At 66.8% G+C, this 24,444-nt stretch carries 20 protein-coding genes; 8 read left to right on the top strand and 12 right to left on the bottom strand.

Annotated elements, in window-relative coordinates; translation table 11 throughout:
• The first annotated feature begins 51 nt into the window (after window positions 1-51).
• The 4 genes from uvrB to ACEN8G_RS22445 all read left to right on the top strand — a co-directional run bounded on the left by uvrB (window position 52) and on the right by ACEN8G_RS22445 (window position 3,955).
• Window positions 52-2,238 carry an excinuclease ABC subunit UvrB gene (gene uvrB, locus ACEN8G_RS22430; RefSeq protein ID WP_413416888.1) on the top strand — a complete coding sequence of 729 codons (2,187 nt, stop codon included), beginning with the start codon at window positions 52-54 and terminating at the stop codon, window positions 2,236-2,238.
• 172 nt (window positions 2,239-2,410) lie between these two features.
• The gene (locus tag ACEN8G_RS22435; protein ID WP_413416894.1) at window positions 2,411-3,121 is read left to right on the top strand and encodes a hypothetical protein; all 711 of its coding nucleotides are present in this window, start codon (window positions 2,411-2,413) and stop codon (window positions 3,119-3,121) included.
• Window positions 3,122-3,213: 92 nt separating this feature from the next.
• Window positions 3,214-3,762, top strand: a complete 549-nt coding sequence (locus ACEN8G_RS22440; RefSeq protein ID WP_413416896.1) for a hypothetical protein — start codon at window positions 3,214-3,216, stop codon at window positions 3,760-3,762.
• A 43-nt stretch (window positions 3,763-3,805) separates the two neighbouring features.
• The gene (locus ACEN8G_RS22445) at window positions 3,806-3,955 is read left to right on the top strand and encodes a hypothetical protein (RefSeq protein ID WP_372901431.1); all 150 of its coding nucleotides are present in this window, start codon (window positions 3,806-3,808) and stop codon (window positions 3,953-3,955) included.
• A 498-nt stretch (window positions 3,956-4,453) separates the two neighbouring features.
• Here the strand turns inward: ACEN8G_RS22445 and ACEN8G_RS22450 are convergent, their stop codons facing one another.
• The 6 genes from ACEN8G_RS22450 to mutS all read right to left on the bottom strand — a co-directional run bounded on the left by ACEN8G_RS22450 (window position 4,454) and on the right by mutS (window position 11,651).
• A complete protein-coding gene (locus ACEN8G_RS22450) occupies window positions 4,454-5,149 on the bottom strand; it encodes an HAD family hydrolase (protein ID WP_413416899.1) in 696 nt (231 codons plus the stop codon).
• Between the two features lie 81 nt (window positions 5,150-5,230).
• Window positions 5,231-6,196, bottom strand: coding sequence for a hypothetical protein (locus tag ACEN8G_RS22455; RefSeq protein ID WP_413416901.1), 966 nt, complete (start codon window positions 6,194-6,196; stop codon window positions 5,231-5,233).
• 125 nt (window positions 6,197-6,321) lie between these two features.
• Complete coding sequence (locus tag ACEN8G_RS22460) at window positions 6,322-8,064, bottom strand: cellulase family glycosylhydrolase (RefSeq protein ID WP_413416903.1); 1,743 nt, start codon at window positions 8,062-8,064, stop codon at window positions 6,322-6,324.
• A 197-nt stretch (window positions 8,065-8,261) separates the two neighbouring features.
• A complete protein-coding gene (locus ACEN8G_RS22465) occupies window positions 8,262-8,396 on the bottom strand; it encodes a hypothetical protein (RefSeq protein WP_413416905.1) in 135 nt (44 codons plus the stop codon).
• 454 nt (window positions 8,397-8,850) lie between these two features.
• The gene (locus tag ACEN8G_RS22470; protein WP_413418966.1) at window positions 8,851-9,075 is read right to left on the bottom strand and encodes a hypothetical protein; all 225 of its coding nucleotides are present in this window, start codon (window positions 9,073-9,075) and stop codon (window positions 8,851-8,853) included.
• Entirely contained in the window at window positions 9,072-11,651 is a 2,580-nt protein-coding gene (gene mutS / locus ACEN8G_RS22475; RefSeq protein ID WP_413740804.1) for a DNA mismatch repair protein MutS, read from the bottom strand. The genes ACEN8G_RS22470 and mutS overlap by 4 nt, the downstream gene beginning before the upstream one ends.
• 229 nt (window positions 11,652-11,880) lie before the next feature.
• Between mutS and ACEN8G_RS22480 the strand changes: the two genes are divergently transcribed.
• Complete coding sequence (locus ACEN8G_RS22480; RefSeq protein ID WP_413418968.1) at window positions 11,881-14,136, top strand: NADP-dependent malic enzyme; 2,256 nt, start codon at window positions 11,881-11,883, stop codon at window positions 14,134-14,136.
• Window positions 14,137-14,362: 226 nt separating this feature from the next.
• Here the strand turns inward: ACEN8G_RS22480 and ACEN8G_RS22485 are convergent, their stop codons facing one another.
• From ACEN8G_RS22485 to ACEN8G_RS22500, 4 genes are all read right to left on the bottom strand, one after another.
• Window positions 14,363-14,698 carry a type II toxin-antitoxin system RelE/ParE family toxin gene (locus tag ACEN8G_RS22485; protein ID WP_413418059.1) on the bottom strand — a complete coding sequence of 112 codons (336 nt, stop codon included), beginning with the start codon at window positions 14,696-14,698 and terminating at the stop codon, window positions 14,363-14,365.
• Window positions 14,695-14,946 (bottom strand): type II toxin-antitoxin system ParD family antitoxin, encoded by a 252-nt coding sequence (locus ACEN8G_RS22490; RefSeq protein ID WP_413418057.1) that lies wholly within the window; start codon window positions 14,944-14,946, stop codon window positions 14,695-14,697. Before ACEN8G_RS22490 ends, ACEN8G_RS22485 begins: the two co-directional genes overlap by 4 nt.
• 44 nt (window positions 14,947-14,990) lie before the next feature.
• Entirely contained in the window at window positions 14,991-15,779 is a 789-nt protein-coding gene (locus ACEN8G_RS22495) for an SDR family oxidoreductase (RefSeq protein WP_413418055.1), read from the bottom strand.
• 128 nt (window positions 15,780-15,907) lie between these two features.
• Window positions 15,908-17,053 (bottom strand): acyl-CoA dehydrogenase family protein, encoded by a 1,146-nt coding sequence (locus ACEN8G_RS22500; protein ID WP_413418053.1) that lies wholly within the window; start codon window positions 17,051-17,053, stop codon window positions 15,908-15,910.
• Window positions 17,054-17,203: 150 nt separating this feature from the next.
• Between ACEN8G_RS22500 and ACEN8G_RS22505 the strand changes: the two genes are divergently transcribed.
• Window positions 17,204-18,664 (top strand): MFS transporter, encoded by a 1,461-nt coding sequence (locus ACEN8G_RS22505; protein ID WP_413418051.1) that lies wholly within the window; start codon window positions 17,204-17,206, stop codon window positions 18,662-18,664.
• A gap of 147 nt (window positions 18,665-18,811) precedes the next feature.
• Here the strand turns inward: ACEN8G_RS22505 and ACEN8G_RS22510 are convergent, their stop codons facing one another.
• Both ACEN8G_RS22510 and aceA read right to left on the bottom strand, forming a co-directional pair.
• Window positions 18,812-18,964 (bottom strand): hypothetical protein, encoded by a 153-nt coding sequence (locus ACEN8G_RS22510; RefSeq protein ID WP_180147184.1) that lies wholly within the window; start codon window positions 18,962-18,964, stop codon window positions 18,812-18,814.
• Window positions 18,965-18,987: 23 nt separating this feature from the next.
• Entirely contained in the window at window positions 18,988-20,277 is a 1,290-nt protein-coding gene (gene aceA, locus ACEN8G_RS22515) for an isocitrate lyase (protein WP_413418048.1), read from the bottom strand.
• Window positions 20,278-20,614: 337 nt separating this feature from the next.
• Between aceA and ACEN8G_RS22520 the strand changes: the two genes are divergently transcribed.
• Complete coding sequence (locus tag ACEN8G_RS22520; protein WP_413418061.1) at window positions 20,615-21,991, top strand: helix-turn-helix domain-containing protein; 1,377 nt, start codon at window positions 20,615-20,617, stop codon at window positions 21,989-21,991.
• A gap of 353 nt (window positions 21,992-22,344) precedes the next feature.
• A complete protein-coding gene (locus ACEN8G_RS22525) occupies window positions 22,345-24,297 on the top strand; it encodes a calcium-binding protein (protein ID WP_413740697.1) in 1,953 nt (650 codons plus the stop codon).
• Window positions 24,298-24,444: the final 147 nt, after the last annotated feature.

The raw sequence follows: 24,444 nt of genomic DNA on the forward strand, positions 1-24,444 counted from the left end.
ATGTTCCCCTGGGGTTGGCGTATGTGGCAGCCACACCCCATATTCCCTGCGATGGCAATCCAGATTCGCACCAGCCTGGCCGAGCCCGAGACCGGGCAGAGCTTCGTCCCGCACCGCCCGCAGCGCCCTGACAAGCTCGAGGGCGGCAGGCCGTTCAAGCTCGTCAGCGACTATGAGCCCTCGGGCGACCAGCGTTTCGCGATTCCCGAGCTGGTCGAGCAGGCGCGGCAGGGCGAGCGCGACCAGGTGCTGCTCGGAGTCACCGGCTCGGGCAAGACCTATACCATGGCCAAGGTAATCGAGACGCTGCAGCGTCCGGCGCTGGTGCTGGCGCCGAACAAGATCCTGGCGGCGCAGCTCTATGGCGAGATGAAGAGCTTCTTCCCCGAGAATGCGGTCGAGTATTTCGTCTCCTATTACGACTATTACCAGCCGGAGGCCTATGTCGCCCGGTCGGACACCTACATCGAGAAGGAAAGCTCGGTGAACGAGGCGATCGACCGGATGCGGCACTCCGCCACCCGGTCGCTGCTCGAGCGTGACGACGTGATCATCGTCGCGTCGGTTTCCTGCCTGTACGGCATCGGCTCGGTCGAGACCTATTCGGCGATGATCTTCGACCTGAAGAAGGGCCAGGTGGTCGACCAGCGCGAGATCATCCGCAAGCTGGTCGCGCTCCAGTACAAGCGCAACGACGCCGCCTTCGGGCGCGGCGCCTTCCGGGTGCGGGGCGACAGCCTCGAGATTTTCCCCTCGCACTATGAGGACAGCGCCTGGCGGGTCAGCTTCTTCGGCGACGAGATCGAGGAGATCACCGAGTTCGATCCGCTGACCGGATCGAAGGTGGCGAGCCTCGACTATGTCCGCGTCTTCGCCAATTCGCACTATGTGACGCCCGGGCCGACGATGAAGCAGGCGATGGAGGGCATCCGCCACGAGCTGACCGAACGGCTCAAGGAGCTGGAGGCCGAGGGCAAGCTGCTCGAGCACCAGCGGCTGGAGCAGCGGACCAACTTCGACCTGGAGATGATCGCGGCGACGGGTTCGTGTGCGGGCATCGAGAATTACTCGCGCTTCCTCACCGGTCGCCTGCCCGGCGAGCCGCCGCCCACCTTGTTCGAGTATCTGCCCGAGAACGCGCTGCTCTTCGTCGACGAGAGCCACCAGACGATCGGCCAGATCAACGGCATGTCGCGGGGCGACCATCGGCGGAAGGTGACGCTCGCCGAATATGGCTTTCGTCTGCCGAGCGCGATCGACAACCGGCCGCTTCGTTTCAACGAATGGGAAGCGATGCGGCCGCAGACCGTCTATGTCTCGGCCACCCCGGGCGGCTGGGAGATGGAGCAGACCGGCGGCGTGTTCGTCGAGCAGGTGATCCGCCCGACCGGGCTGATCGACCCGCCGGTGGAGATCAGGCCGGTCGAGGAGCAGGTCCAGGACCTGATCCAGGAGTGCAAGGCGACCACGGCGAAGGGCTATCGCACGCTGGTGACCACGCTCACCAAGCGCATGGCCGAGGACCTGACCGAGTATATGCACGAGGCGGGGGTGAAGGTCCGCTACATGCACTCGGACACCGAGACGCTGGAGCGCATCGAGCTGATCCGCGACCTGCGGATGGGCGTCTACGACGTGCTGGTCGGCATCAACCTGCTGCGCGAGGGCCTCGACATTCCCGAGTGCGGACTGGTCGCGATCCTCGATGCGGACAAGGAAGGCTTCCTGCGCAGCGAGACTTCGCTGATCCAGACGATCGGCCGCGCGGCGCGCAACGTCGAAGGCCGGGTGATCCTCTATGCCGATCGCATGACCGGCAGCATGGAGCGCGCCCTCGCCGAGACCGGCCGCCGCCGCGAGAAGCAGCAGGAGTATAACGCCGAGCATGGCATCACCCCGGCGACGGTGAAGAAGAATATCGGCGACATCATCGCCCATGTCGCGTCGAAGGATCAGGTGACGGTGGAGATCGATGCCGATCGCCCGCACATGGTCGGCCACAACCTCCGCGCGTACATCGAGGAGCTCGAGAAGAAGATGCGCGACGCGGCGGCGAACCTCGAATTCGAGGAAGCCGGCCGCCTGCGCGACGAGATCCGCGGGCTGGAGCAGGAAGAGCTCGGGCTGCCGCCGGGCGAGCACAAGGCGCCGATCATGGGCCGCAGCAACGAAGGCAAGCCGGGCACGCGCAAGACCCGCTATGGCAAGACGCAGCGCAAATGGGGCGGCGGGCGCTGATCGCGCCCCGCCTGCTCTCCAATATTGAGCCGATGCCCGAATTGCGGCATGGTCGGGCGATAATATAAGCCGCGAGTCTCCTGCGTCCTGGTCGGTTCATCGACCACAGGGCGCAGGGAATTTCGTTGGAACCATCGGGCTGCATCCACGCCAATATTGGGGGAAACGGCCAATGTCTGACACGATCGAAAAACAGCCCGGTGCGGCCTTCGACCTGACCGTCGATGCCGCGCGTCCTGCCGAAGCCCATGCCGATGCGCCGGGCCTGCGCGCGGCGGGGCCGGTGCATCTCGAGCTTTTCCACGGCATGAGCCGGCTCTTCAGCTATGCGCAGGTGCCGGGGCTCAATTCGGGCGAGCTGGCCGTGGCCACGATCGTCGATTTCTGGGCGGGCAACGGCCCGAGCCTGGGCTTTGGGCGCTCGGTGCAGGGCATGGGCGACGCCAATGACGGCCGGCTCCATTTTCCGCCGCAATATGCCGTGACGGTGGCGCAGCAGGTTCCCACCAGCGGGCTGTTCGGCGCGCCGATTCCGAACAAGGAAGAGATGGCCGGCGCGTTCCAGCATTTCGGGCTGCGCACGATCATTTCCCATTCCGCGGCCTTTGGCGATGGCGAGGCCGAGGTGGCGGGGCTGCGCGACTGGCTTTCCCGCTATCGCATCCCGGTGGCGTGCCTGCTCGATGCGGCGCAGATCTTCGCGCAGGGCCAGTTGCGCTGGGGCGTGGTGTGCGGCTGGTCCGATGCGCAGGTGCTGCTGGCGGACGAGGGGCAGGTGCATCGGCTGAGCTGGCAGCAATTCCGCGCCGCCTGGCATTGCCCGGGCCTGCCCTGGCCGAACAACTATATGGCGGTCTCCGCCTATCTGCCGGCGGGCGAATAAGCCGGGCCGGGAAGCGTGCGGCGGCGTGGCGGTGCGCCGTTTCGTCGCCGCAGCGGTTGAGCCGCCCGGGCACTTCGCCCATAAGGCCGGCCATGCATCGCAAGCTGCTCGTCTTCGCCTCCGCGCTCGCCATTGCGGGCTGCTCGGAAACGCCGCGCATGGTGCCGCCGCCCGCGCCCGCACCCCGGCCGGTCCCCGCGCCTGCCCCGGCGCCCACACCTGCTCCGGCCCCCGCGCCGACGCTGGGCGCCGACTGGCGCGACTGGCCGCTGACGCCGGGCAACTGGGTTTACAAGCAGGATGGGCGGGGTTCGGCCGCGCTCTACGGCGTGGCGGGCGGCGAGGCCGAGCTGATCCTGCGCTGCGATGCCGGGCGGGGCCGCATGGTGCTGTCGCGCAAGGGCGAGGGCGTGGCGAGCCTGACGGTGCGGACCACCAGCACGCTGCGCCAGCTTCCCGTCCAGCCGCTTCCGGCGGGTGCGACGCCCTGGCTGGCGGCCGATCTGGGGCCGCGGGATTCCATCCTCGATGCGATGGGCTATAGCCGCGGGCGCTTCCTGGTGCAGGGCAATGGCCTGCCGACGCTGGTCGTGCCCGCCTATGCCGAGATCCTGCGCGTCGCCGAGGATTGCCGCGGATAGATCGGCGCCCCTCGCGCATTGATCGCGCGAGAGGAGAGTGGCGATGATCCGCAAGCTCAAGTCGGGCGAATACCGGCTCTATTCGCGCAAGGTCGATCCGCACACGCACAAGCGGCGCAACCTCGGCACGTTCGACACGCGTGCGGCGGCCGAGAAGCACGAGCGCGAGGTGCAGTATTTCAAGCGGCACTGAGCGGGCGCGCCGACGGGCCCGGAATGATGTGGCGGATGCTGTGGGAAAGGGCGGTGCGACGGTTTCCGGCCCAGAATTCCAGAATCGCTCAGAAAAAGATTTTATACAAGACTTGTTCTGCGACTCGCGGTGATTCAAATAGTTGGCGTACCCTTCAAGGGTACGGGCTTCTTCAACTAGCGAAAGGAGGTGATCCGATGTCTCATGGTTCAGCAATGGGGTCGGTTCAGTTCGTTCGGGAGACGCACCGCTGAGCTTCTGGGCGCGATCGGAAGCCCTCCGATCGTAAGGCGCACGGGAGGTATTCTCCTCCAATCAACGGCGCCGGTCCGAAGCAAAGCGGTCCGCATGGTCTCCCGGGCTGGAGCAACCGGCCGCTGTGACCATGTCGGAGGTCGCCGGGTCGTCGGGAGACGCCCCGGCGGCCTCTTTCAATTTTGAGGAAGCGCGATGCGCGTGGCCCCTGCGAGAGCGGGGGCTTTTCTTTTTGGGCGCGGCTCAGGCGATCCGGTCGAGCCAGCCGGGCAGTTCGGCGAAGCGATCGAGCTGGGTGAAGCGCGGATGGTCGCTCGGCACCGCGGCGCGTTCGTGCGACCAGGACAGTTCGGGCGGCAGGAAGGCGGCCCAGCCGCCCGCGGCGAGCACCGGCGCAATGTCCGAGCGGATCGAGTCCCCGGCCATTCCGGCACGTTCGGGCGCGACGCCATAGCGGGTGAACAGGCGGACAAAGGTGTCGGGGGTCTTGTCGCTGACGATCTCGACGCCGTGGAACAGCTCGCCCAGGCCCGAGGCGGCGAGCTTGGCTTCCTGGTGTAGCAAGTCGCCCTTGGTCACCAGCACCAGCCGCACGCGATCCGCCAGCGCGGCGATCGTCTCGCCGACGCCGTCGAGCAGCTCGACCGGATGCGACAGCAGATCGCGCCCTGCCGCGAGCATCGCGGCGACCGTTTCGCGGGTGAGCGAATCGCCGCACAGCTCCGTCGCGGTCTCGATCATCGAGAGGGTGAAGCTCTTGGCGCCATAGCCATAGAGCCGGAGATTGGCGCTCTCCATCGCCTCGAGCCGCTCGCGCGTCACGCCTTCCGCCGCGAACGGCGCCATCATCGCGACAAAGGCGCGTTCGGCGGCATCGAAGTGGCGCATATTGTGCCAGAGCGTGTCGTCGGCATCGAGGCAGAGCAGGTCGAGTGGCATGGACGCTGCTCTAGCCCTGCCGGATCCTCACGGCCACGCATAAGATATGCGTGACCGCGAGCGTCCGCGGCTTTCGTCTGGTCAGGTGATCAGATTGTAGCAGATGGTGGCGAAATCGTCGTAAAAGCCGGAATAGTCGAGCAGCAGGACATTGGGCTGCTGGACGTTCTGCGTGACACCCGGGATCGCCGACTTGCCGGCCCACCACTGCCCATAGGCCGCCTCGAAGACCGGGTTGAGATGCGAGGCCCCCTCCTTGTTCTGGCTCCCGCCATTGGGCGTAGTCATGTTGGTATAGCCGAGCACCGCCTGACTCACCCAGAACAGCCCGGGATCGCGACCGTCCGATCCGGTATCGGCGAGATAATTCTGCTGGTCGGCAAGTGTGTCGTCGACCAGCGTGTTCCAGGAATGCAGCGCGTATTTATAGTCCGAGAAGCGCTCGCGCAGCGTGGTAGAGGTAGGCAGCGCCCAGTTGCTCCACTCGCCCGGCCATGCCTCGTCGTTGATCAGCAGGATGATGCGCTGGCCCAGGTCGATGCACCTTCCATAGGTGGGGATGTCGCCGGGGACATAGAGCAGGTCGTTTTGCGACGGGACGGCGCCGAAGTCCCTGAGCAGGCAGGCCATGAAATCAGCGGCGTCGGTCGCGGTGAAATCCTGGCCCGTGACCGCGGTGAAGTCCTTGAAATTGAGAACCACCACTTCGCCGATATGCGCCCGCAGGAACCGGGTGATCTCGCCGAAGAGATAGGTCGTTCCCGTCTGGATCGAGTTCGCGGTGTAGGGATTGTCCCGCGATTCATCGGCGCCGTGGTGCGAGAAGAACACGCCCCTGTCGACGCGCACCCGGAAATCGAAATAGCGCACGCCGTGTTCGAGCTGCTCGTAGATCGAGAAATGCTGCGTCTTGCTCTTGACGTTGATGCCGCCATAGGAGCCGGCATCGTGGCTGCCGGGCAGGGGAAACTGGCACATCGGGATCTGTCTGACGCCGCTGTTGTGTAGAAGGGCCTGGCCCATCCAGTCGGCTGTGTTGATGCTCATCGCGGTTGGCCCCTGCTACATGGAAAGCGGCAATTCATTGCGCGCGTGCAACGTAGCATGGGCGATCGGCGCGAAATCGGGTCGCGCCGATCCGGACGGAAAAAACCGGCTGGCGGGCCGGGCGGCTAGTGGCCGGGCTCGAACCGTATCGCCCGCACGCCACCGTCGAAGCTCTTCGCCCCCAGCACCAGCATGTTGTTGCCGTCGAGCAGGGTGGCCGGTGCGGTGACGCGCAGCTTCTGCCAGCCGGGGCCGGCGGGGACGGCGAGCGTCAACGGCGTGCCGCCGTTGAGGGCGAGGGTCAGCGTGCCGGGCTTGTCGGCCTTTGCCTCGACTTCGATCGTGTAGCGCCCGCCGCCCTCGGCGGAGAGCGAGTAGCGCATCCATTCGCCGGGCTTGAAGTCGCTGACATAGAGGCTCTCGTCGTCCGCGCGGGCGATGTCGACGCCGTCGTTGCGCCAGGTACGGCCATTGTTCCACTGGCTGCGCGGCTTGCCGGTGGAGACATGGTAATTGGCGTCGTCGCTGTCGTGATAGGCGACGCCCGCCGGGCCGATATCATAGTCGACCGCGTCGAACGCGCCGCCCTCCGCGGTGATCTGCAGCGGTGCGGAAGGGCGCGGGCTGGGGTCGTGCGGCTGGCGCAGCATCGCGTCGACCACGTCGGCGTGGAACAGGTTGTTCTCGTGGCGGATGTCGTGCCGGGCGAGCTGCATCAGCGTGGCATAGGCCTCATTGGCGCTCGGGCGCGGGCCCTTGCCGGTCCACCAGGCGACCAGCTTCGGCCAGCCCGGATTGGGAGCGATCTCATAGGGATTGTTGAAGCCGATCTTCTTGAGCGGCCAGAAGGCCCAGCCGATATCGTGCTTCTCGACCAGGCTGATCGCGTCGCGGAACCAGCGATTGGAGTTCTCGCCCGATTCTCCGAGCCAGAGCGGCATGTTGTACGTCTCGCGCAGCTTCAAATGCGGGGCGATCGAGGCTTCGTCGTTATGGTTCCAGTATTTGTGGAAGCTGAGCGCGGTGTTCCCGTCGGCGAAGGGCAGCAGGCCCTGGTAGTTGTTGCCCCAGCAATTGCCCTCGATGATGAGCATGTGGCGCTTGTCGACCTGGCGGATCGCCGCGGCGATGTCGGTGTAGAGCTGCTTGAGCGGGGCATTGCCCGTCTCCTTGCAGCCATGCTCGCCGCCGGGGGCGGAGAAGTCCCAATTGGGCTCGTTGAGCAGGTCGTACGCGCCGATGCCGGGCTCGTCGGCGTAGCGCTCGGCGAGCTTGCGCCAGATCGCGATCGTCTTGCGGCGGTTCTCCGCGCTCTGCCACAGCGAGGGCTTGTCGGGATCGCGGTCGGCGATCGGCAGGTCGGTGCCCTGGCCGCCGGGCGCGGCGTGCAGGTCGAGGATCAGGTACATGCCGTTCGCCCTGGTCCAGGCGAGCAAAGTGTCGATGCGGCGGAAGCCGTCCTCGAGCCAGGTGTCCTTGCCGGGGACCGGCTCCTTCTCCACCGGCAAGGTTAGGAGATTGTAGTGCATCGGCAGGCGGACCGAGTTCATCCCCCAGCGCGCCATCATGTCGATGTCCGCCTTGCGCGTGTGGTTGTCGAGCCAGGCCTGGTAGAACTCCGCGGTCTTCTCCTCGCCGATCAGATCGGCGATCGCGGCGCGGATGCGATATTGCTGGCCCGAGCCGAGCTGGCCGAGCTGGAGCATATAGCCTTCCTGCAGCATCCAGCCGCCCAGCCCCATGCCGCGCAGCAGGACGGGATTGCCGCTCTCGCCGACGATGCGCTGGCCCTCGGCACGCAGGAAGCCCTGCGCCGATGCTGGCAACGTTGTCATGCAAGCGAGCAAGGCGAGCGCGAGCTTCTTCATCCGGGCGGTCCTCTCTGTCTGGTTTTGGCGGGAGGGTAGCGCGGAGCTGGCTTGAGATCGATCACAATCGTCACCCCGGTGGAAGGCTTTCCTGAGCGAAGTCGACGGGCCGGGATCTCGTGCGGCTCTTGTCCCGCCGCGCGCGCCATCGCCTGAGATCCCGACTTTCGTCGGGATGACGATTTGGAGAAATGGCTTTAGCCCGGCGTGCCCTTGGCACCCGGGGTTGAGCAGAAGGAAAGGACCGGCGCGTTCTTCTTCTCGTGACGCTCGGGCTCGACGACGATTGGCAAGTTGATATTCGAGTATGTGTCGCGTCGAGACTTGATCATCCGCGGCGTTCCTCCCCCTGTATCGCAGCCAAAAGAGAAGCCAGGGGTGTATTTTAAGGCGAGGGGCTCTGCGTTTCCTCTGGCGAAGCTTCGACTTACGCTGCCGAACGATTCCGCCACCGGTCCTCCGGCGTTGCCACGTGCAATCGCCGGCCTTCATGATCCTTCGTGCTGGCCTGGTACGGAGGATGGTGCGGCGTATAACCTATATGGTTCATACTGTCAAGCGAAAAGTGCCACACAACTCGTCATCCTGGCGAAAGCCGGGATCTCGTGCGGCCCCTTCCCCGCGCCACCGCCTGAGATCCCGGCTTTCGCCGGGATGACGAATGGGGCCGGGATGACGAATGGGGCCGGGATGACGGTTTGGGGCCGGGATTTCGAGTTGGGGTGGGACGGGGTTTGGAACCGGGCGACGATTACGGGGCGCCGGCGGCTCGGCACCGAAACCGGCTCAGTCGATGATCGGATACTTGTCGCGCAGGCGGTCGGCGATGCGCTCGACCGCGGCGTTCTCGTCCGCTTTGCCGCCGGGGGTGATCGACCAGTTGCAATGCGGGTGGGTCGCGGCGCTGTAGCGCTTCACCGGGCCGATGACGTTGCGCCAGCGGCGGCGGGTGCCGCCGACCTCGCGCAGCAATATGGCGAGGAACTGGTCGGTGAGGTCGAGCGCGGTCATACGCCTTCCGCCGCCAGGCCCTTGAGCCGGTACAGGACTTCGAGTGCCTCGCGCGGGCTCAGGCTGTCGATGTCGAGCGTGCCGAGTTCGTTGCGCAGCATGTCGACCTGCGCCTCTTCCTCGACCGCCATGGCGGCGAAGAGGGGGAGGTCGTCGAGGCCCGCGGCAAGCCCGCCGGTGGCGGCACGGCCGGCCTCGAGCTTGTCGAGCACGGCCTTGGCGCGTATGATCGTCACCGGCGGCAGGCCGGCGAGGCGTGCGACGGCAAGGCCGTAGCTGCGGTCGGCGGGGCCTTCGGCCACTTCGTGGAGCAGGACGAGATCGCCCTTCCACTCACGCGCGCGGACATGGTGGAGGGTGAGCGCGTCGCAGCGCTCGGCCAGCCGGGTCAGCTCGTGATAGTGCGTGGCGAACAGGCACCGGCACCGGTTGTCCTCGTGGATCGCCTCGACCACCGACCAGGCGATGGCGAGGCCGTCATAGGTCGAGGTGCCGCGACCGACTTCGTCCAGGATCACGAAGCTGCGCGGCGTCGCCTGGGCGAGGATCGCGGCGGTTTCGACCATCTCGACCATGAAGGTCGAGCGGCCGCGCGCGAGATTGTCCGAGGCGCCGACGCGGCTGAACAGCCGGTCGACCAGCCCGAGCGTGGCGCGGGCGGCGGGGACGTAGGAGCCGGCCTGGGCGAGGACGGCGATCAGCGCGTTCTGGCGCAGGAAGGTCGACTTGCCGCCCATATTGGGGCCGGTGACCAGCCAGAGGCGGCTGCTCTCGGAGAGGTTGCAGTCATTGGCGACGAAGCGGCCGCCCGACTTGGCGACGGCTTCCTCGACCACCGGGTGGCGGCCGCCCTCGATCTCGAAACAGGCATGCTCGACCAGGTGCGGGCGGGCCCAGCCGCCCTCGGCGGCGCGTTCGGCGAGGCCCGCCGAGACGTCGATCCGGGCGAGCGCGTCGGCGGTGCGGGCGATGGGCTCGCGGGCATCGAGCGCGCGGATGGTGAGGTCCTCGAGATGCGCAGCCTCGGCGGCGAGGGCATGGGCGCCGGCTTGCGTCACCTTGACCGCGACCTCGTGCAGCTCAGGCGCGTTGAAGCGGACCACGCCCGCTAGCGTCTGGCGGTGGGTGAAGCCGCTGTCCTGCGCCATCAGCGGGTCGGCATTCTTCGCCGGCACTTCGATATGATAGCCGAGCACGCCGTTGTGGCGGATCTTGAGCGAGCCGATGCCGGTGCGGCTGCGATACTCGGCCTCCAGCGCGGCGATGGCGCGGCGGCCGCCGGCACCGGCGTCGCGCAGGTCGTCGAGCGCGGCGTCATAGCCCTCGGCGATATAGCCGCCGTTCGCGGCATCGACGGGCGGCTCGGGGACGAGCGCGCGCGAGAGCAGGTCGATCAGCGCGCCGTGGCCGCGCATCTGGGGCAGGAGCTCGCCGAGCAGGGGCGGGATGCCGGTCGCGTCGAGCCGCTCGGCGAGACCCCAGGCGCCGTACAGGCCGTCGCGCAGCTGGCCGAGATCACGCGGGGAGCCGCGTCCGGCGGCGAGGCGGCCGAGCGCGCGGCCGATGTCCGGCATGGCGCGCAGCGCGCCGCGGACCATGTCGCGCAGCAGCGCATCGTCATGGAAATGGGTAACGAGATCGAGCCGGGCCTCGACGCTCGGACGATCCATCAGCGGCGCGGCGATGTCGCTGCCGAGCAGGCGCGCGCCGGCGCCGGTGACGGTGCGGTCGACGCTGTCGAGCAGGCTGCCCTTGCGGGTGCCGGCGCTGCTGACGGTGAGCTCGAGGCTCTCGCGCGTCGCCGCGTCGATCGCCATCGCCGCCTCGGTGCGGGTGACGCGCGGCGGGCGCAGGAAAGGGAGCGCGCCCTTGGCATTATGCTCGAGATAGGCGGCGAGGCCTCCGGCGGCGGCGAGCGCAGCCCGGGAGAACTGGCCGAAGCCGTCGAGCGTGGCGACGCCGAACAGCTGCTTGAGCCGGTCCTCGCCGCCGGCGCTGTCGAAGTCGATACGCGGGCGGGTGACGGTGGCGAGTTCGCCGAAGGGCGAGCCGTCGCCGACCACCGTCTCGGCGGGCGAAAGGCGGGCGATCTCGGCGCCGGCGCGGTCGGCCGTGGTCTCGATGATCTCGAAGCGGCCGGTGGAGATGTCGGCGCAGGCGATGGCGACGCTGCCGCCGGCTTCGCCCACTGCCGCGCACCAGTTTGCGGTGCGACTGTCGAGCAACGACTCCTCGGTCAGCGTGCCGGCGGTGACGACGCGGACGATCGCGCGGTTGACCAGCGCCTTGGAGCCCATGCGCTTGCGCGCTTCCTCGGGCGTCTCGGTCTGGTTGGCGATGGCGACGCGGTGGCCGGCCTTGATCAGCCGGGCGAGATAGCCCTCCATCGCGTGCACCGGCACGCCGCACATCGGGATGCGCTCGCCGTCATGCTCGCCGCGGGCGGTGAGCGCGATGTCGAGCACCGCGCTGGCGATCTTCGCGTCCTCGAAGAACAGCTCGAAGAAGTCGCCCATCCGGTAGAAGAGCAGGCAGTCCTCCGCCTCCGCCTTCAGGGCGAGATATTGCGCCATCATCGGAGTGGGAGCGGTGGAGGCCATGCCGGGCCCGGACTAGCCGAACGGCTCCGCCGATCAACACCCGGGGTGCGCTTTTCTGGGGAAAAGCCCGATGTGCGGGATTTCGCACGGTTCGATAATTAGTCAGACTAGAAACCTGGCCCAGTCGGTGCCATTTGCGGGATTCGGCACATTGCGGCGTCGGAATGGTCCTCCTAAAGGGTAGGGCGACGCCCGGGAGAGAAGAATGTCTGAGGAAGCGAACGTCCAGTTTTCGGAGCGCGAGGCGCTGCTCTATCATTCGGAGGGACGTCCGGGCAAAATCGAGGTCATCGCCTCCAAGCCGATGGCGACGCAGCGCGACCTCGCGCTCGCCTATTCGCCCGGCGTTGCGGTCCCCGTCCTCGCGATCGCCGAGGATCCGGCCAAGGCCTATGACTATACTGCCAAGGGCAATCTGGTCGCGGTGATCTCCAACGGCACCGCCATCCTGGGCCTGGGCAATCTCGGCGCGCTGGCCTCCAAGCCGGTGATGGAAGGCAAGGCGGTGCTGTTCAAGCGCTTCGCCGACGTCGATTCGATCGACATCGAGCTGAAGACCGAGGACGTCGACCGCTTCATCGACGCGGTCGAGCTGATGGAGCCGAGCTTCGGCGGCATCAACCTGGAGGACATCAAGTCCCCCGAATGCTTCGTGATCGAGCAGACCCTGCGCGAACGCATGAACATCCCGGTGTTCCATGACGACCAGCACGGCACCGCGATCATCGCCGCCGCCGGCCTGATCAATGCGCTCCACCTGACTGGCCGCGACATCAAGACGACGCGGGTGGTAGTGAACGGCGCCGGTGCCGCCGCGATCGCCTGTGCCGAGCTGATCAAGGCGATGGGCCTGCCGCACGACAATCTGCTGATGCTCGATCGCACCGGCGTGATGTACCAGGGCCGAGAGGGCATCAACCAGTGGCAGTCGGCCCACGCCGTCGCCACCGATCGCCGCACCCTGGCCGATGCGCTGGAAGGCGCCGACGTTTTCCTGGGCCTGTCGGCCGCCGGTGCGCTGCCCGCCGAGCTGCTCAATCACATGGCGCTCAAGCCGATCATCTTCGCGATGGCCAATCCCGATCCCGAGATCACCCCGCCGGAGGCCAAGCGTGCGCGTCCGGATGTGATCATCGCCACGGGCCGTTCGGACTATCCGAACCAGGTCAACAATGTGTTGGGCTTCCCGTTCATCTTCCGCGGCGCACTCGACGTGCGCGCGACGACGATCAACGATGCGATGAAGGTCGCCGCCGCGCAGGCCATTGCCGAGCTGGCCCGCCAGCAGGTGCCCGAGGAAGTCGCGGCGGCGTATGGCGTGCAGCACAGCTTCGGCCCCGACTACATCATCCCGGCGCCGTTCGATCCGCGGCTGATGGAGCTGGTCCCTGCCGCCGTCGCCCAGGCAGCGATGGATTCGGGGGTGGCGACCAAGCCGATCACCGACATGGCGGCCTATCGCCAGTCGCTGCGCGCCCGCCTCAACCCGACCACCTCGGTGCTCAGCCTCGCCTATGAAGGCGCCCGCGCCAACCCGAAGCGGGTGATCTTCGCGGAAGCCGAGGAAGAAGTCGTGCTGCGCGCGGCGATCGCCTTCAAGGATGGCGGCTATGGCACGCCGGTGCTGGTGGGGCGTGAGAGCGTGCATGACCGGCTCAAGGCGCTCGGCGCCAATCCGGACGAGTTCGAGCTGCACAACAGCGTCAACTCGCCGCTGGTCGATCAGATGGTCGACTTCCTCTATTGCCGCCTGCAGCGCCGCGGCTACCTGCGCCGCGACTGCGAGCGGATGGTCAACCGCGACCGCAACATCTTCGGCGGCCTGCTGCTCCAGCTAGGCCATGCCGATGCGATGATCACCGGCGTGACGCGGACCTGGGCCGAATCGATGCGCCAGGTGAAGCGCGTGATCGACCACCGTCCGGGCCAGACGCCGTTCGGCATGCACGTGCTGGTCGGCCAGTCGCACACGGTGTTCATCGCCGACACGACGGTGAACGAGCGTCCGAACGCCGAGGAGCTGGCCGATATCGCCGAGGGCGCCGCCGCCGTCGCGCGCCGCATGGGCCATGAACCGCGCGTCGCCTTCCTCAGCTACTCCAACTTCGGCAACCCCGAAGGCCAGTGGCTCGACAATGTCCGCGGCGCGATCAAGGTGCTCGACGGGCGTGCGGTCGAGTTCGAATATGAGGGCGAGATGTCACCTGACGTCGCGCTCAACGCGCGCCAGCTCGCCAATTATCCGTTCGCGCGGATCAAGGGGCCGGCGAATGTGCTGATCATGCCGGGCCTGCAATCGGCCAACATCTCGGCCAAGCTGCTGCGCGAACTGGGCGGCGATTCCACGATCGGCCCGATGCTGATCGGCATGGAAAAGCCGGTGCAGATCGCCCCGATGACCGCGACCGCGAGTGAGCTGGTGACGCTGGCGGTGCTCGCGGCGGGCGGGATCGCGCGCTAATCGGGTTCCGGGCGCCGGGCCGGAAATTCCGGTCCGGCGCGCGTTCCAACAGTGTGTGGCGGGGCGACTCGCCAAAGTTCACGAAGTTCATGCCAGGAGCGCGCTTTCGCGCACCTTGAATTGACACGATTCCCGCCAGAGGCGCGCATCTCGCAACAATGTTGCGGGCGCGCGATCCTATTTCTCCAACGGGGTCAAAGAGCGGCGGACCACGGAGCCGGCTGATTCAGCCCAGCAGGCGAAATCCTACATTGCAAGCAGGGTCAGCCAAGAAGGGGGCCAGCTCGCGCTGTGCGCTGATCACGCGCAGCACGAGCACGGTCCCGCCATCGATCCGATAGGCGATCAGCAGGCGCCGCTCGAACGAGAGGGTGCGCAGGCCGGGGGCGAGATCGTCCCGCGGCGTGCCGCGATCCGGAAACTCGGCGAGCGCGGCGATCCGGGTCTCGATTCGGTCGATATACCCGTCGGCGATTGCCGGGGTCGCTTCTGCGGCGACCCATCGGTGGAGTGCGACGAGATCCGATATCGCAAGCTCGGAGAGCCGGACCGCGTGGCTCATTCCCCGGTGGTCGTCGCCGCGCGGATCCTTGCGAATGCCTCGGTCAGCGGGACGCTGGGGCGCGGGTCTTCGAGGGCTTCCTGGACCCTGGCGCGCATCAGCGAATCGAGCGCGGCCTCTTCCCGGTCGAGTGCGCGCAGCCCGGCGCGCACCACCTCGCTCATCGAGGAGAAGCGGCCCGAGGCAAGATGCTGCTCGGCGCGCTCGGCCATTTCGCCCAACGTCACGCTCACTGCCTTGGCGGCCATGTCGATCTCCTCGGATATGATTTAATCATATCGCCCGCGCTTTTCTACCCGTCGATGCTCACCCCCAGCGAGGCGTTGACCAGGCCGCCGTCGACGGTGATCGTGTCGCCCACGACATAGTCGCCGGCGCGACTGGCGAGGTAGATGGCGGTGCCGGCCATGTCCTCGTCGACGCCGATGCGCTTTGCCGGGATCGCCTTGGCGACTTCGCCGCCATGGTCGCGGGCGGCGCGGTTCATCTCGCTGGCGAAGGCGCCGGGGGCGATCGAGGTGACGTTGATATGGTCGCGGATCAGCCGCGCGGCCATGCGCTTGGTCAAATAGATCAGCGCCGACTTGGAGGCGTGGTAGCTGTAGGTTTCCCAGGGGTTTAGGCGCTGGCCGTCGATCGAGGTGATGTTGATCACCTTGGCCGGACGCTCCGCCGAACCGCCGGCCTTGAGCAGGTCGAACAGCGCCTGGGTGAGGAAGAAGGGCGACTTGACGTTGAGGTCCATCACCTTGTCCCAGCCCTTTTCGGGGAAGGCCTCGAACGGCTCGCCCCAGGCGGCGCCGGCATTGTTGACCAGGATGTCGAGCCGCTGCTCGCGCTCGGCCAGCGCGGCGGCGAGGGCCTTGCAGCCGGCGACGGTCGACACGTCCATCGGGAGCGGGATGCAGTTGGGCCCGAGTTCGGCGGCGGTCTCCTCGCAGGCTTCGGCCTTGCGGGAGGAGACATAGACCCTGGCGCCCTGGGCGACATAGCCGGCGGCAATCATCCTGCCGATGCCCCGCGAGCCGCCGGTGACGAGTGCGATCCGGCCGTCGAGGCGGAAGAGCGTGCTGGTGTCCATTTTATCCTCTCCAGAATTCGTCAAATTCTTCAAATTCGTCATCCCGGCGAAAGCCGGGATCTCAGGCGATGGCGGGAAAAGAGCCGCACGAGATCCCGGCTTCCGCCGGGATGACGGTTTCTCTCTTCCTACCCGCCGCGCTTCAGTGTCTCGCGGGCGATGATCAGTTGCTGGATCTGGCTGGTGCCTTCGTAGATCCGGAACAGGCGCACGTCGCGGTATAGCCGCTCGATGCCGTAATCGGCGATATAGCCGGCGCCGCCGAAGATCTGCACGGCGCGGTCGGCGACGCGGCCGACCATCTCGCTGGCGAAATACTTTGCCGCGGCGGCTTCCATCGTGGTGTTCTTGCCGGCGTCCTTGGCGGCGGCGGTCTCGAGGACAAGGGCCTTTGCCGCCAGCGCCTCGGTCTTGGAGTCCGCCAGCATCGCCTGGATCAGCTGGTGCTCGGCGATCGGCTTGCCGAACTGCTTGCGCTCGCTCGCATAGGCGACGCAATCGGCGATCAACCGCTCGGCTACGCCGACGCACACCGCCGAGATGTGGAGCCGGCCGCGGTCGAGCACCTGCATGGCGATCCTGAAGCCTTCGCCCTCGGCACCGAGCCGGTTGGCGGCAGGGACGGGGGTGTCGTCGAACACGACGTCTGCCACCCGGGCGCCCTTCTGGCCCATCTTCTTCTCGGGCTCGCCGATGCTGACCCCGGGCAGGTCGCGCGGCACGAGGAAGGCCGAGACGCCGCGGCCGCCGGGTTCGTCGCCGGTGCGGGCCATGACGGTGAACAGCTCGGCCTTGTCGGCATTGGTGATGAAGCGCTTGGTGCCGGTGAGGCGGTAGACGTCGCCATCCTTCACCGCCCGCGTCTTCACCGCGCCGCTGTCCGAGCCGACATCGGGTTCGGTCAGGGCGAAGCTGGTGACGATCTCGCCGCTGGCGATCTTCGGCAGCCACGCGGCCTTCTGCTCGGGGGTGCCGGCCATCACCAGGCCCTGCGAGCCGATGCCGACATTGGTGCCGAAGGACGAGCGGAACGCCGGGGTGGTGCGGCCGAGCTCGATCGCGACCTTGCACTCCTCGAGCATGGTCAGGCCAAGGCCGCCATATTCCTCCGAGATCGACAGGCCGAACAGGCCGAGCGCCTTCATCTCGTCGACGACCGCGGCGGGGATCGCATCGGCGGCCTCGACCTCGCCTTCGAGCGGGCGCAGCCGGTCGGCGACGAAGCGGCGGATGGTGTCGATCAGGGCTTCGAAGACTTCGGGGTCGAGCGCCATAGTCGTGCGTTCCTCAGGTTCGAAGCGGGACGCTATACCGCTCTCAGGGTGTTGAGCAAGCCATACCCGATGTTCCAATCTGTTCCGGTTGACCGCTTGGGCACGGCACCTATGCTGCGCGGCAACGGGTCGCAAAGGGGAGTGCACAGCATGGAGAACAACCAGGCGGCAGTGCCCGCAGCGCGACGAATCCGCACCCCGATCATGCTCGCTTACGGCTTCGGCACGGTGGCGTACGGGGTGAAGGATTTCTGCTTCTCGACCTTCCTGCTTTTCTATTTCAACCAGGTGCTCGGGCTGCCGGCGACCGAAGTGGGCTTCGCGATCATGTGCGCGCTGCTGCTCGACGCGGTGGCCGACCCGGCGATCGGCTTCCTCTCGGACCGGACCCGCAGCCGCTGGGGGCGGCGCCATCCCTGGATGTATGCCTCCGCCATTCCCATCGCGATCGGCTGGCTGCTGCTGTGGAACCCGCCCGCGCTTTCCGAGCATGGCCTGCTGCTCTGGGTGTTCGCCATGTCGGTGATCGTCCGCACCGCGGTCTCCGCCTATGAAGTGCCCAGCCAGGCGCTGACCCCGGAGCTGTCCGCAGATTACGAGGAGCGGACGCGGATCATGGCCTATCGCTTCCTGTTCGGCTGGGCCGGCGGGCTGGGGATGATGATCCTTGCCTATGCCTGGCTGCTCGGTCCCTCGCCGGGGCATCCCAACGGCCAGCTGGTACAGGAGAACTATCCCGGCTTCGCGCTGGCGAGCGCGCTGCTGATGGTCTTCGCCATCCTCGTCTCGGCCGCGGGCACGCACGGCGAGATCAAGCGGCTGCCCCGCGCCGAGGCTGCGAAGCGCCAGTCGCTGGGCAAGCATTTCGCCGAGCTGGGCGAGACGGTGCGCAACCGGGCCTTCCTGATCCTGATGGCGGCGGGGCTCTGCTATTATTCGGCCCAGGGCGTCAGCTTCGCGCTGTCGAGCTATCTCTATGCCCATGTCTGGCGCTTCGAGGGGCAGGACTTCACGATCATCGCCTTCTCGCTGCTGGTCGGCGCTTTCTTCGCCTTCCTGCTCGCGCCGCGGATCTCGCGCCGCATCGGCAAGCCCCGCGCCGCGACCTGGCTGATGGCAGCGGCGGCGTTCTGGGTGGCGCTGCCCTATGTGCTGCGGCTCATTGGGGCGTTCCCCGAGCCGGGCTCGCCGTGGCTGCTGCCCTCGCTCTTCGCCATCTATGCTGCGAACGTGACCTGCAGCATCGCGGCGACGATCCTCGGTTCCTCGATGATGGCCGATGTCGTCGAGCAGTCCGAGATCGAGACCGGGCGGCGCAACGAGGGGGTGTTCTTCGCCGGGGCCTTCTTCATCCAGAAATGCTGCAGCGGCCTGGGCATCTGGGCGACCGGCCTGCTGCTCGACCTGGTCGATTTCCCCGCCGCCGCCAAGCCGGGCCAGGTGCCGCTGGCGACGGTGGACCGGCTGACGGTCCTGTTCTTCGTCCTCTACGGTGTGCTCGCCTTTGCCGCGGCGGGCTTCTACCGCTTCTTCCCCTTCGGCAAGGCCGAGCACGAGGCCCGGGTCGCCGCGCTCGCTAGCCGAGGCACGGAAATGTCCGCCGAGGGCTGACCCCTCGGCGGACATCCTTTCCTCCCCAGGAAAGTCGTACTTCAGGCGGCGGCTCCTTATCCGTCATCCCGGCGAAAGCCGGGATCTCGTGCGGCTCTGTCCCGCGCCTTCACCTGAGATCCCGGCTTTCGCCGGGATGACGAGGGCTCAGGCCACGCGGCCCAGGCGGTGATAGAGGTTGGCGTATTTCACGCTCTCCGGTGCATCCTTCACCTTTTCGAGATGGGTGGCGACCGCGTCGCGGATCAGGCGGAAGTCCTCGGTCGAGAAGACGGCGCGGCTGCGCTGGGGTTCGGTCATGGCAATCACTCCTTTCTCAGGTTTCAGGCGGCTTGGGTGACGAACTGGGCGGCTTCGGTGCTCTCGGCCAGCGCGGTGGTGCTGCTCGAGCCTCCCGCCAGCGTGGTGGCGATCGCATCGAAATAGCCGGTGCCGACTTCGCGCTGGTGGCGGGTCGCGGTGTAGCCATTCTCTTCCGCAGCGAACTCGGCCTGCTGCAGCTCCGAATAGGCGGCCATGCCGCGATCCTTGTAGCCCCGGGCCAGCTCGAACATGCCGTAGTTGAGCTGGTGGAAGCCGGCGAGGGTGACGAACTGGAACTTGTAGCCCATCGCGCCGATCTCGCGCTGGAAGCGGGCGATGTCGTCCTTGTCGAGATTCTTCTCCCAGTTGAAGCTGGGCGAGCAATTGTACGCCAGCATCTTGTTGGGGAATTCCTTCTTGATCGCCTCGGCGAAGCGGCGGGCATCGTCCATGTTCGGCTTCGAGGTCTCCCACCACAGCAGGTCGGCATGCTCGGCGAACGCCAGGCCGCGCTTGATGCAGTGATCGACGCCGGTGCCATCCTTGAGGCGGAAGAACCCCTCGGGGGTCCGCTCGCCGGTGAGGAACTCGCGGTCGCGCTCGTCGACGTCCGAGGTGATCAGCCTGGCGCTCTCGGCATCGGTGCGGGCGCAGATCACCGTCGGCACGCCGGCGACGTCCGCCGCCAGCCGCGCCGCATCGAGGTTGCGGATATGCGCCTGAGTGGGGATCAGCACCTTGCCGCCGAGGTGCCCGCACTTCTTTTCCGAGGCGAGCTGGTCTTCATAGTGCACCCCGGCGGCGCCTGCGGCGATATAGGCCTTCATGATCTCGAAGCAGTTGAGCGGGCCGCCGAAGCCGGCCTCGGCATCGGCGACGATCGGCATGAACCAGTCGCGCTGGGCGCCGCCTTCCATATGCTCGATCTGGTCGGCGCGCTGGAGCGTGGCGTTGATCCGCTTCGCCAGCTCTGGGCCGGCATTGGCGGGGTAGAGCGACTGGTCGGGGTACATCTGGCCGGCGGTGTTGGCATCCGCCGCGACCTGCCAGCCGGAGAGGTAGATCGCCTTGAGCCCGGCGCGGACCATCTGCATCGCCTGGTTGCCGGAAAGCGCGCCCAGGGCGTTGATGTAATCCTCGGTCTGGAGCAGCTCCCACAGCTTGAGCGCGCCGCGGCGGGCCAGGGTATGCTCGACCGCAAGCGAGCCGCGCAGCCGCTGGACGTCCTCCGGCGAGTACGGACGGACAATGCCGTCGAACCGGCCGGTCGGGGCGGGGATCAGGTCTTCGAAGCGGGTCGACATTGTCATTTCCTTGACTGGATTGCCAAGTCTGTGTGCGGATTCGTTGAGTATGTTGATAGCCGGAGAATGGCCTTGCGAGGGTTGGGGTGTTGCGTGGGCTTTCGCTTGGGTTGAAAGGGTGTAAATTATTTACAACAAGGTTCGACTCGGTTGAGGCGAACGTATCGGGAACGCGGCGTGTAGGACAGCCCCAACCCTCTCCCTTCCAAGGGAGAGGGTGGCGAAGCGAAGCTGAGCCGGGTGAGGGTGATTTGGGTGTTGCATCCCGCTCACCCTCACCCTTCCGCCGACTTTGTCGGCTCCCTCCCTCTCCCTTGGAAGGGAGAGGGAATGAAGGACGATGATGGCCGAACAGAAGCTCTTTGCGGGACACGCCGTCCGCCGGCTGCGGCGGCAGCTGGCGCTGACCCAGGCGGCGATGGCCGAGGCGCTGGGGGTGTCGGCGAGCTATCTCAACCTGGTCGAGCGCAACCAGCGGCCGGTATCTGCGATGCTGATGCTGCGGCTGTCGGAGGTGTACGACTTCGATCCGCGCAAGCTCGCCGCGGCCGAGCCGGGCGGCGGAATGGAGGCACTGCGGCGGCGGCTGGCCGATCCGTTGTTCGCCGATCTCGAGATCGATCGGCAGCAGATGGAGGAATGGCTGGCGGGCGCGCCGGGCGGGGCGGAGGCGTTCGCGCGGGCCTATGACCGGATCAGTGCCGGCGGGCCGGTGGCGGAGACGGGCGCGGGCGATCCCGGCCGGCAGGTCCGCCGGGAGATCGAACGCTGGCGCAACCATTTCGCCGATCTCGACGCAGTGGCCGAGGCGCTGGCCGACGAACTGCGCCAGACCGCCGGCGATCCCTATGGCGCGATGGCCGAGCGGCTGCGGGTGAAGCATCAATTGTCGGTGCGCATCCTGCCGGCGGACGTGATGCCGGGACTGCTCAAGCGGCTCGACCTGCATGCGCGCCAGATCCAGCTTTCCGAGCTGCTCGATGTGCCCGGCCGGACCTTCGCGCTGGCCGAGCGGCTGTCGCAGGAGGCGCGGGGCGAGATCGACGCGCTGGTGCGCGGCGCGGGGCTCGATCGCGCGGGCGAGCGGCTCTACGCGCGGCACCTGGTCGGCTATTTCGCCGCGGCGCTGGTGATGCCCTATGGCCGGTTCCTGCGCGCGTGCGAGGCGAGCGGCTATGACCTGGAACTGCTCCAGCGCCGCTTCGGGGCGAGCTTCGAGCAGGTGGCGCACCGGCTGACCACGCTGCAGCGGGTCGGTGCGCGGGGGCTGCCCTTCTTCCTGATCCGGACCGACCGGGCGGGGCAGGTCTCGAAGCGCTTCGCCGGGGCGAGCGGTTCGCCTCTGGTCGAGGGGCCGGGGCTGTGCCCGTTATGGAATCTGACCGAGGCGTTCGGGCGGGCGGACGAGACGCTGGCCCAGCTGGTCGAGACCGAGGAGGGCGGGCGCTGGTTCACGCTTTCCCGCGCGCGGACGCCGCAGGGCGCGCAGGGGGTGAAGGCGCGCTTCGCTCTGGGCGTCGGGCTGGCGGCGGCCGAGGCGCGGGCACTGTCGGCGGCGCGCGGGGTCGACCTGGCCGGGGAGGCGGTGCCGGTGGGGCTGGGCTGCCGCGCCTGCACCCGGCCGGACTGCCCGCAACGCTCCGCCCCGCCTGCGGGACGCGCGGCGCTGGCGAACGAGCGCGAGAGCGGGGTCACGCCGTTCGGGTTTGCGGGGGATTAGGGGGGCTTCTATTGGAATGCGGACATGGCCGGTATGCGCCCCATTCTCGGCCATTCGGAGCGCCGGCTCAATTGGAGCGACCGTATACTCCAAATTGAAAGCAAGCTGTGGAAACAGCGGACATATAGTTCTTTTTGCGGTGCCGCGAAGTCCGAGGATCAGTCGCCGATCGGACCGTCGGGAGGCAAGGAGAGCTGCGGGGCGAGAGAAACGCACCGCAGTTCTGTATCCGCTACCTAATGCTTGACCGATCCCGAAAAGCGGGCGGTGTGGCTCATTCATGGCCGACGCTTCTGCCAAAGCGCGCACGAACCCGATAAGAAGGCTGGGCACTGTTCTGATCCGGGGGCGCGGTGCCGGGCCGCGCACTGGCGACCGGCGGAAACAGGAGTGAGGGTTATGCCATTCAGGATTGGCAGCGAGTTCCTCGTCAATACCGGCAATACCTACGGAACACAAAATTCAGCCACATCGCGGGTACTGCTGATGGCGGCTTCACCATTGTCTGGCGCAGCGAATTCCGGCCCGATGATACGAATGATCTCGATTTCGAGATCCAGGCGCGAGCCCTGTTGCCGGGACACGCGATCGCCGAGGAATTTCGTGTCAACGCGATCACCACCGATGCGCAGTTCAGCCCGACCGTGACGGCGCGGCCTGATGGCAGCTTCGTAGTCGCCTATAGCAGTGGCGAGGAAAACAGCCTGCCGGGCACATCGGTGAACACGCAGTATCTTGACGTGAATGGTGCACCGGCAGGACCTGAGTATCTGACTGATTACGACTATTATCATCGCAACCCGCAAGTCGCCTCCTTCCCCGATGGCGGCGTCGTGACGGTGTGGAGCGGCGAAAATAATGGCGAGGGCGAAGTGCGGTCGCCCACGGGCGCACTGTGGTCCAATTTTTCATATGGCTGGGACAGCAGCGTCGACACCAAGGCGGTCGCCACCCTGTCCAACACAAGTTTCGTCGTAACCTGGTACGGTTACAGGGACGAAGAGCACGCGATGGAGGGCGGCGAGACCGTCTTCTACGGCCAGATCCGCCAGCGCGACGGACAGGGCGTCACTCCATTCGAAATTGGCGAGGCAGCAGGCGGAAGGCCGGATCCTTCGATCGCACTGCTGTCCAACGGCAATTTCGTCGTGGTCTGGCGAGATGGGGAGTTCGGTAGCGATCCGGTGAACGACCCTGGCTCCGAGGTCAGGGCACGTATCTTCGATCCCAACGGCCAGCCAATCGGTGACGCCTTCACGGTGAACAGCGAGATTGCGGCCGACCAATACAACCCTGATGTCGCCGCGCTCTCCGACGGGCGCTTTGTTGTGGTCTGGCAGGACGGCGCGGAATCGCCTGGCGTTCCCGCGCCAACTGCGACGATCCGCGCGCAGGTGTTCGATACGGAGGGTGCGCGCCTGGACGAAGAATTCCAGGTCAACGCGCCCTCTTCCATCAACGCGGAGGGGCCGAGCGTCACCAGCCTGGGTGGCGATCGCTTCGCGGTTGCATGGACGGGCGACGAGGGCGCTATCGGATCGGACGGCGGGATCAAGGTGCAACTCTTCGCAGTGGACGGCCCGCCGCCGTCGGACACAATCGCCGGCACCAGCGGCAATGACCGACTCACCGGCGGCTTCGGGGACGATCAGATCAGCGGCGGCAAGGGGGCGGACGCGATCTTCGCCGGCTTTGGCGCGGATCTGGTGCTCGGCGACAAGGGGGAGGATTCGCTCTATGGCGGCGCGGGTGACGACGCGATCTTCGGCGGCTGGCAGAGCGATGCGCTCTACGGTGAGCTCGGCAACGACACGCTCTATGGCGATGTTGGCACCATAGGCGCCGGCAGCCGTGGCGCCAATGACCGCCTCTCCGGCGGCGACGGCGACGACACGCTTTATGGCGATGCCGCGGTGATCGCCTTTGGCGGGCACGGCGGAAACGACGTGCTCAAAGGCGGCCGCGGCAACGACAAGCTTTACGGCGATGGTGCATCGGGGGACGGCGTGGCTGCAGGCGGCAGCGACTCACTCGACGGGGGTGCGGGGAATGACGAGTTCTGGGGCGGGGGCGGCGATGATCGCTTCGTCTTCAACGGTCTTTCAGGTTCGGACATCATCTGGGATTTCGGGCAGGAGGCGGGCGACAACGACGTGATCGATCTGCGCGGAACGGAGGCCGGTAATCCCGACAATGGCGGCCTCCAGATCTATTATGTCGATGGCAATGCCGAACTGTATTTCAACGGGGGTTTCATCAAGGTGATGGACGTGGTCAGCCTCGACCTGTCGGACATCCTGATTTGATCGGCCATGTGCCGGTCATTGTTCCCGGAAAGACGACCAGAACCCGCCGACGAGCGGCCCCAGAAAACTTGTTCGAGCGCGGCGCGCTCGCGCAGGGGGCAGCGGACAGTCGGCTTATCCGAACGATCCGTTGAAAGCCGCCAGTCA

It is taken from the genome of Sphingomonas sp. Sphisp66, assembly GCF_047324325.1.
Classification (GTDB): Bacteria; Pseudomonadota; Alphaproteobacteria; order Sphingomonadales; family Sphingomonadaceae; genus Sphingomonas.

What these genes read in the sequence shown, in the direction of transcription:
- uvrB (WP_413416888.1), top strand. Translation starts at nt 52, where the DNA reads ATGGCAATCCAGATTCGCACCAGCCTGGCCGAGCCCGAGACCGGGCAG.
- ACEN8G_RS22505 (WP_413418051.1), top strand. Translation starts at nt 17,204, where the DNA reads ATGGAGAACAACCAGGCGGCAGTGCCCGCAGCGCGACGAATCCGCACC.
- mutS (WP_413740804.1), bottom strand. Translation starts at nt 11,651, where the DNA reads ATGATGGCGCAATATCTCGCCCTGAAGGCGGAGGCGGAGGACTGCCTG.
- ACEN8G_RS22495 (WP_413418055.1), bottom strand. Translation starts at nt 15,779, where the DNA reads ATGGACACCAGCACGCTCTTCCGCCTCGACGGCCGGATCGCACTCGTC.
- ACEN8G_RS22485 (WP_413418059.1), bottom strand. Translation starts at nt 14,698, where the DNA reads ATGAGCCACGCGGTCCGGCTCTCCGAGCTTGCGATATCGGATCTCGTC.
- ACEN8G_RS22445 (WP_372901431.1), top strand. Translation starts at nt 3,806, where the DNA reads ATGATCCGCAAGCTCAAGTCGGGCGAATACCGGCTCTATTCGCGCAAG.
- aceA (WP_413418048.1), bottom strand. Translation starts at nt 20,277, where the DNA reads ATGACAATGTCGACCCGCTTCGAAGACCTGATCCCCGCCCCGACCGGC.
- ACEN8G_RS22510 (WP_180147184.1), bottom strand. Translation starts at nt 18,964, where the DNA reads ATGACCGAACCCCAGCGCAGCCGCGCCGTCTTCTCGACCGAGGACTTC.
- ACEN8G_RS22465 (WP_413416905.1), bottom strand. Translation starts at nt 8,396, where the DNA reads ATGATCAAGTCTCGACGCGACACATACTCGAATATCAACTTGCCAATC.
- ACEN8G_RS22520 (WP_413418061.1), top strand. Translation starts at nt 20,615, where the DNA reads ATGGCCGAACAGAAGCTCTTTGCGGGACACGCCGTCCGCCGGCTGCGG.
- ACEN8G_RS22455 (WP_413416901.1), bottom strand. Translation starts at nt 6,196, where the DNA reads ATGAGCATCAACACAGCCGACTGGATGGGCCAGGCCCTTCTACACAAC.
- ACEN8G_RS22490 (WP_413418057.1), bottom strand. Translation starts at nt 14,946, where the DNA reads ATGGCCGCCAAGGCAGTGAGCGTGACGTTGGGCGAAATGGCCGAGCGC.
- ACEN8G_RS22450 (WP_413416899.1), bottom strand. Translation starts at nt 5,149, where the DNA reads ATGCCACTCGACCTGCTCTGCCTCGATGCCGACGACACGCTCTGGCAC.
- ACEN8G_RS22500 (WP_413418053.1), bottom strand. Translation starts at nt 17,053, where the DNA reads ATGGCGCTCGACCCCGAAGTCTTCGAAGCCCTGATCGACACCATCCGC.
- ACEN8G_RS22470 (WP_413418966.1), bottom strand. Translation starts at nt 9,075, where the DNA reads ATGACCGCGCTCGACCTCACCGACCAGTTCCTCGCCATATTGCTGCGC.
- ACEN8G_RS22440 (WP_413416896.1), top strand. Translation starts at nt 3,214, where the DNA reads ATGCATCGCAAGCTGCTCGTCTTCGCCTCCGCGCTCGCCATTGCGGGC.
- ACEN8G_RS22480 (WP_413418968.1), top strand. Translation starts at nt 11,881, where the DNA reads ATGTCTGAGGAAGCGAACGTCCAGTTTTCGGAGCGCGAGGCGCTGCTC.
- ACEN8G_RS22460 (WP_413416903.1), bottom strand. Translation starts at nt 8,064, where the DNA reads ATGAAGAAGCTCGCGCTCGCCTTGCTCGCTTGCATGACAACGTTGCCA.
- ACEN8G_RS22435 (WP_413416894.1), top strand. Translation starts at nt 2,411, where the DNA reads ATGTCTGACACGATCGAAAAACAGCCCGGTGCGGCCTTCGACCTGACC.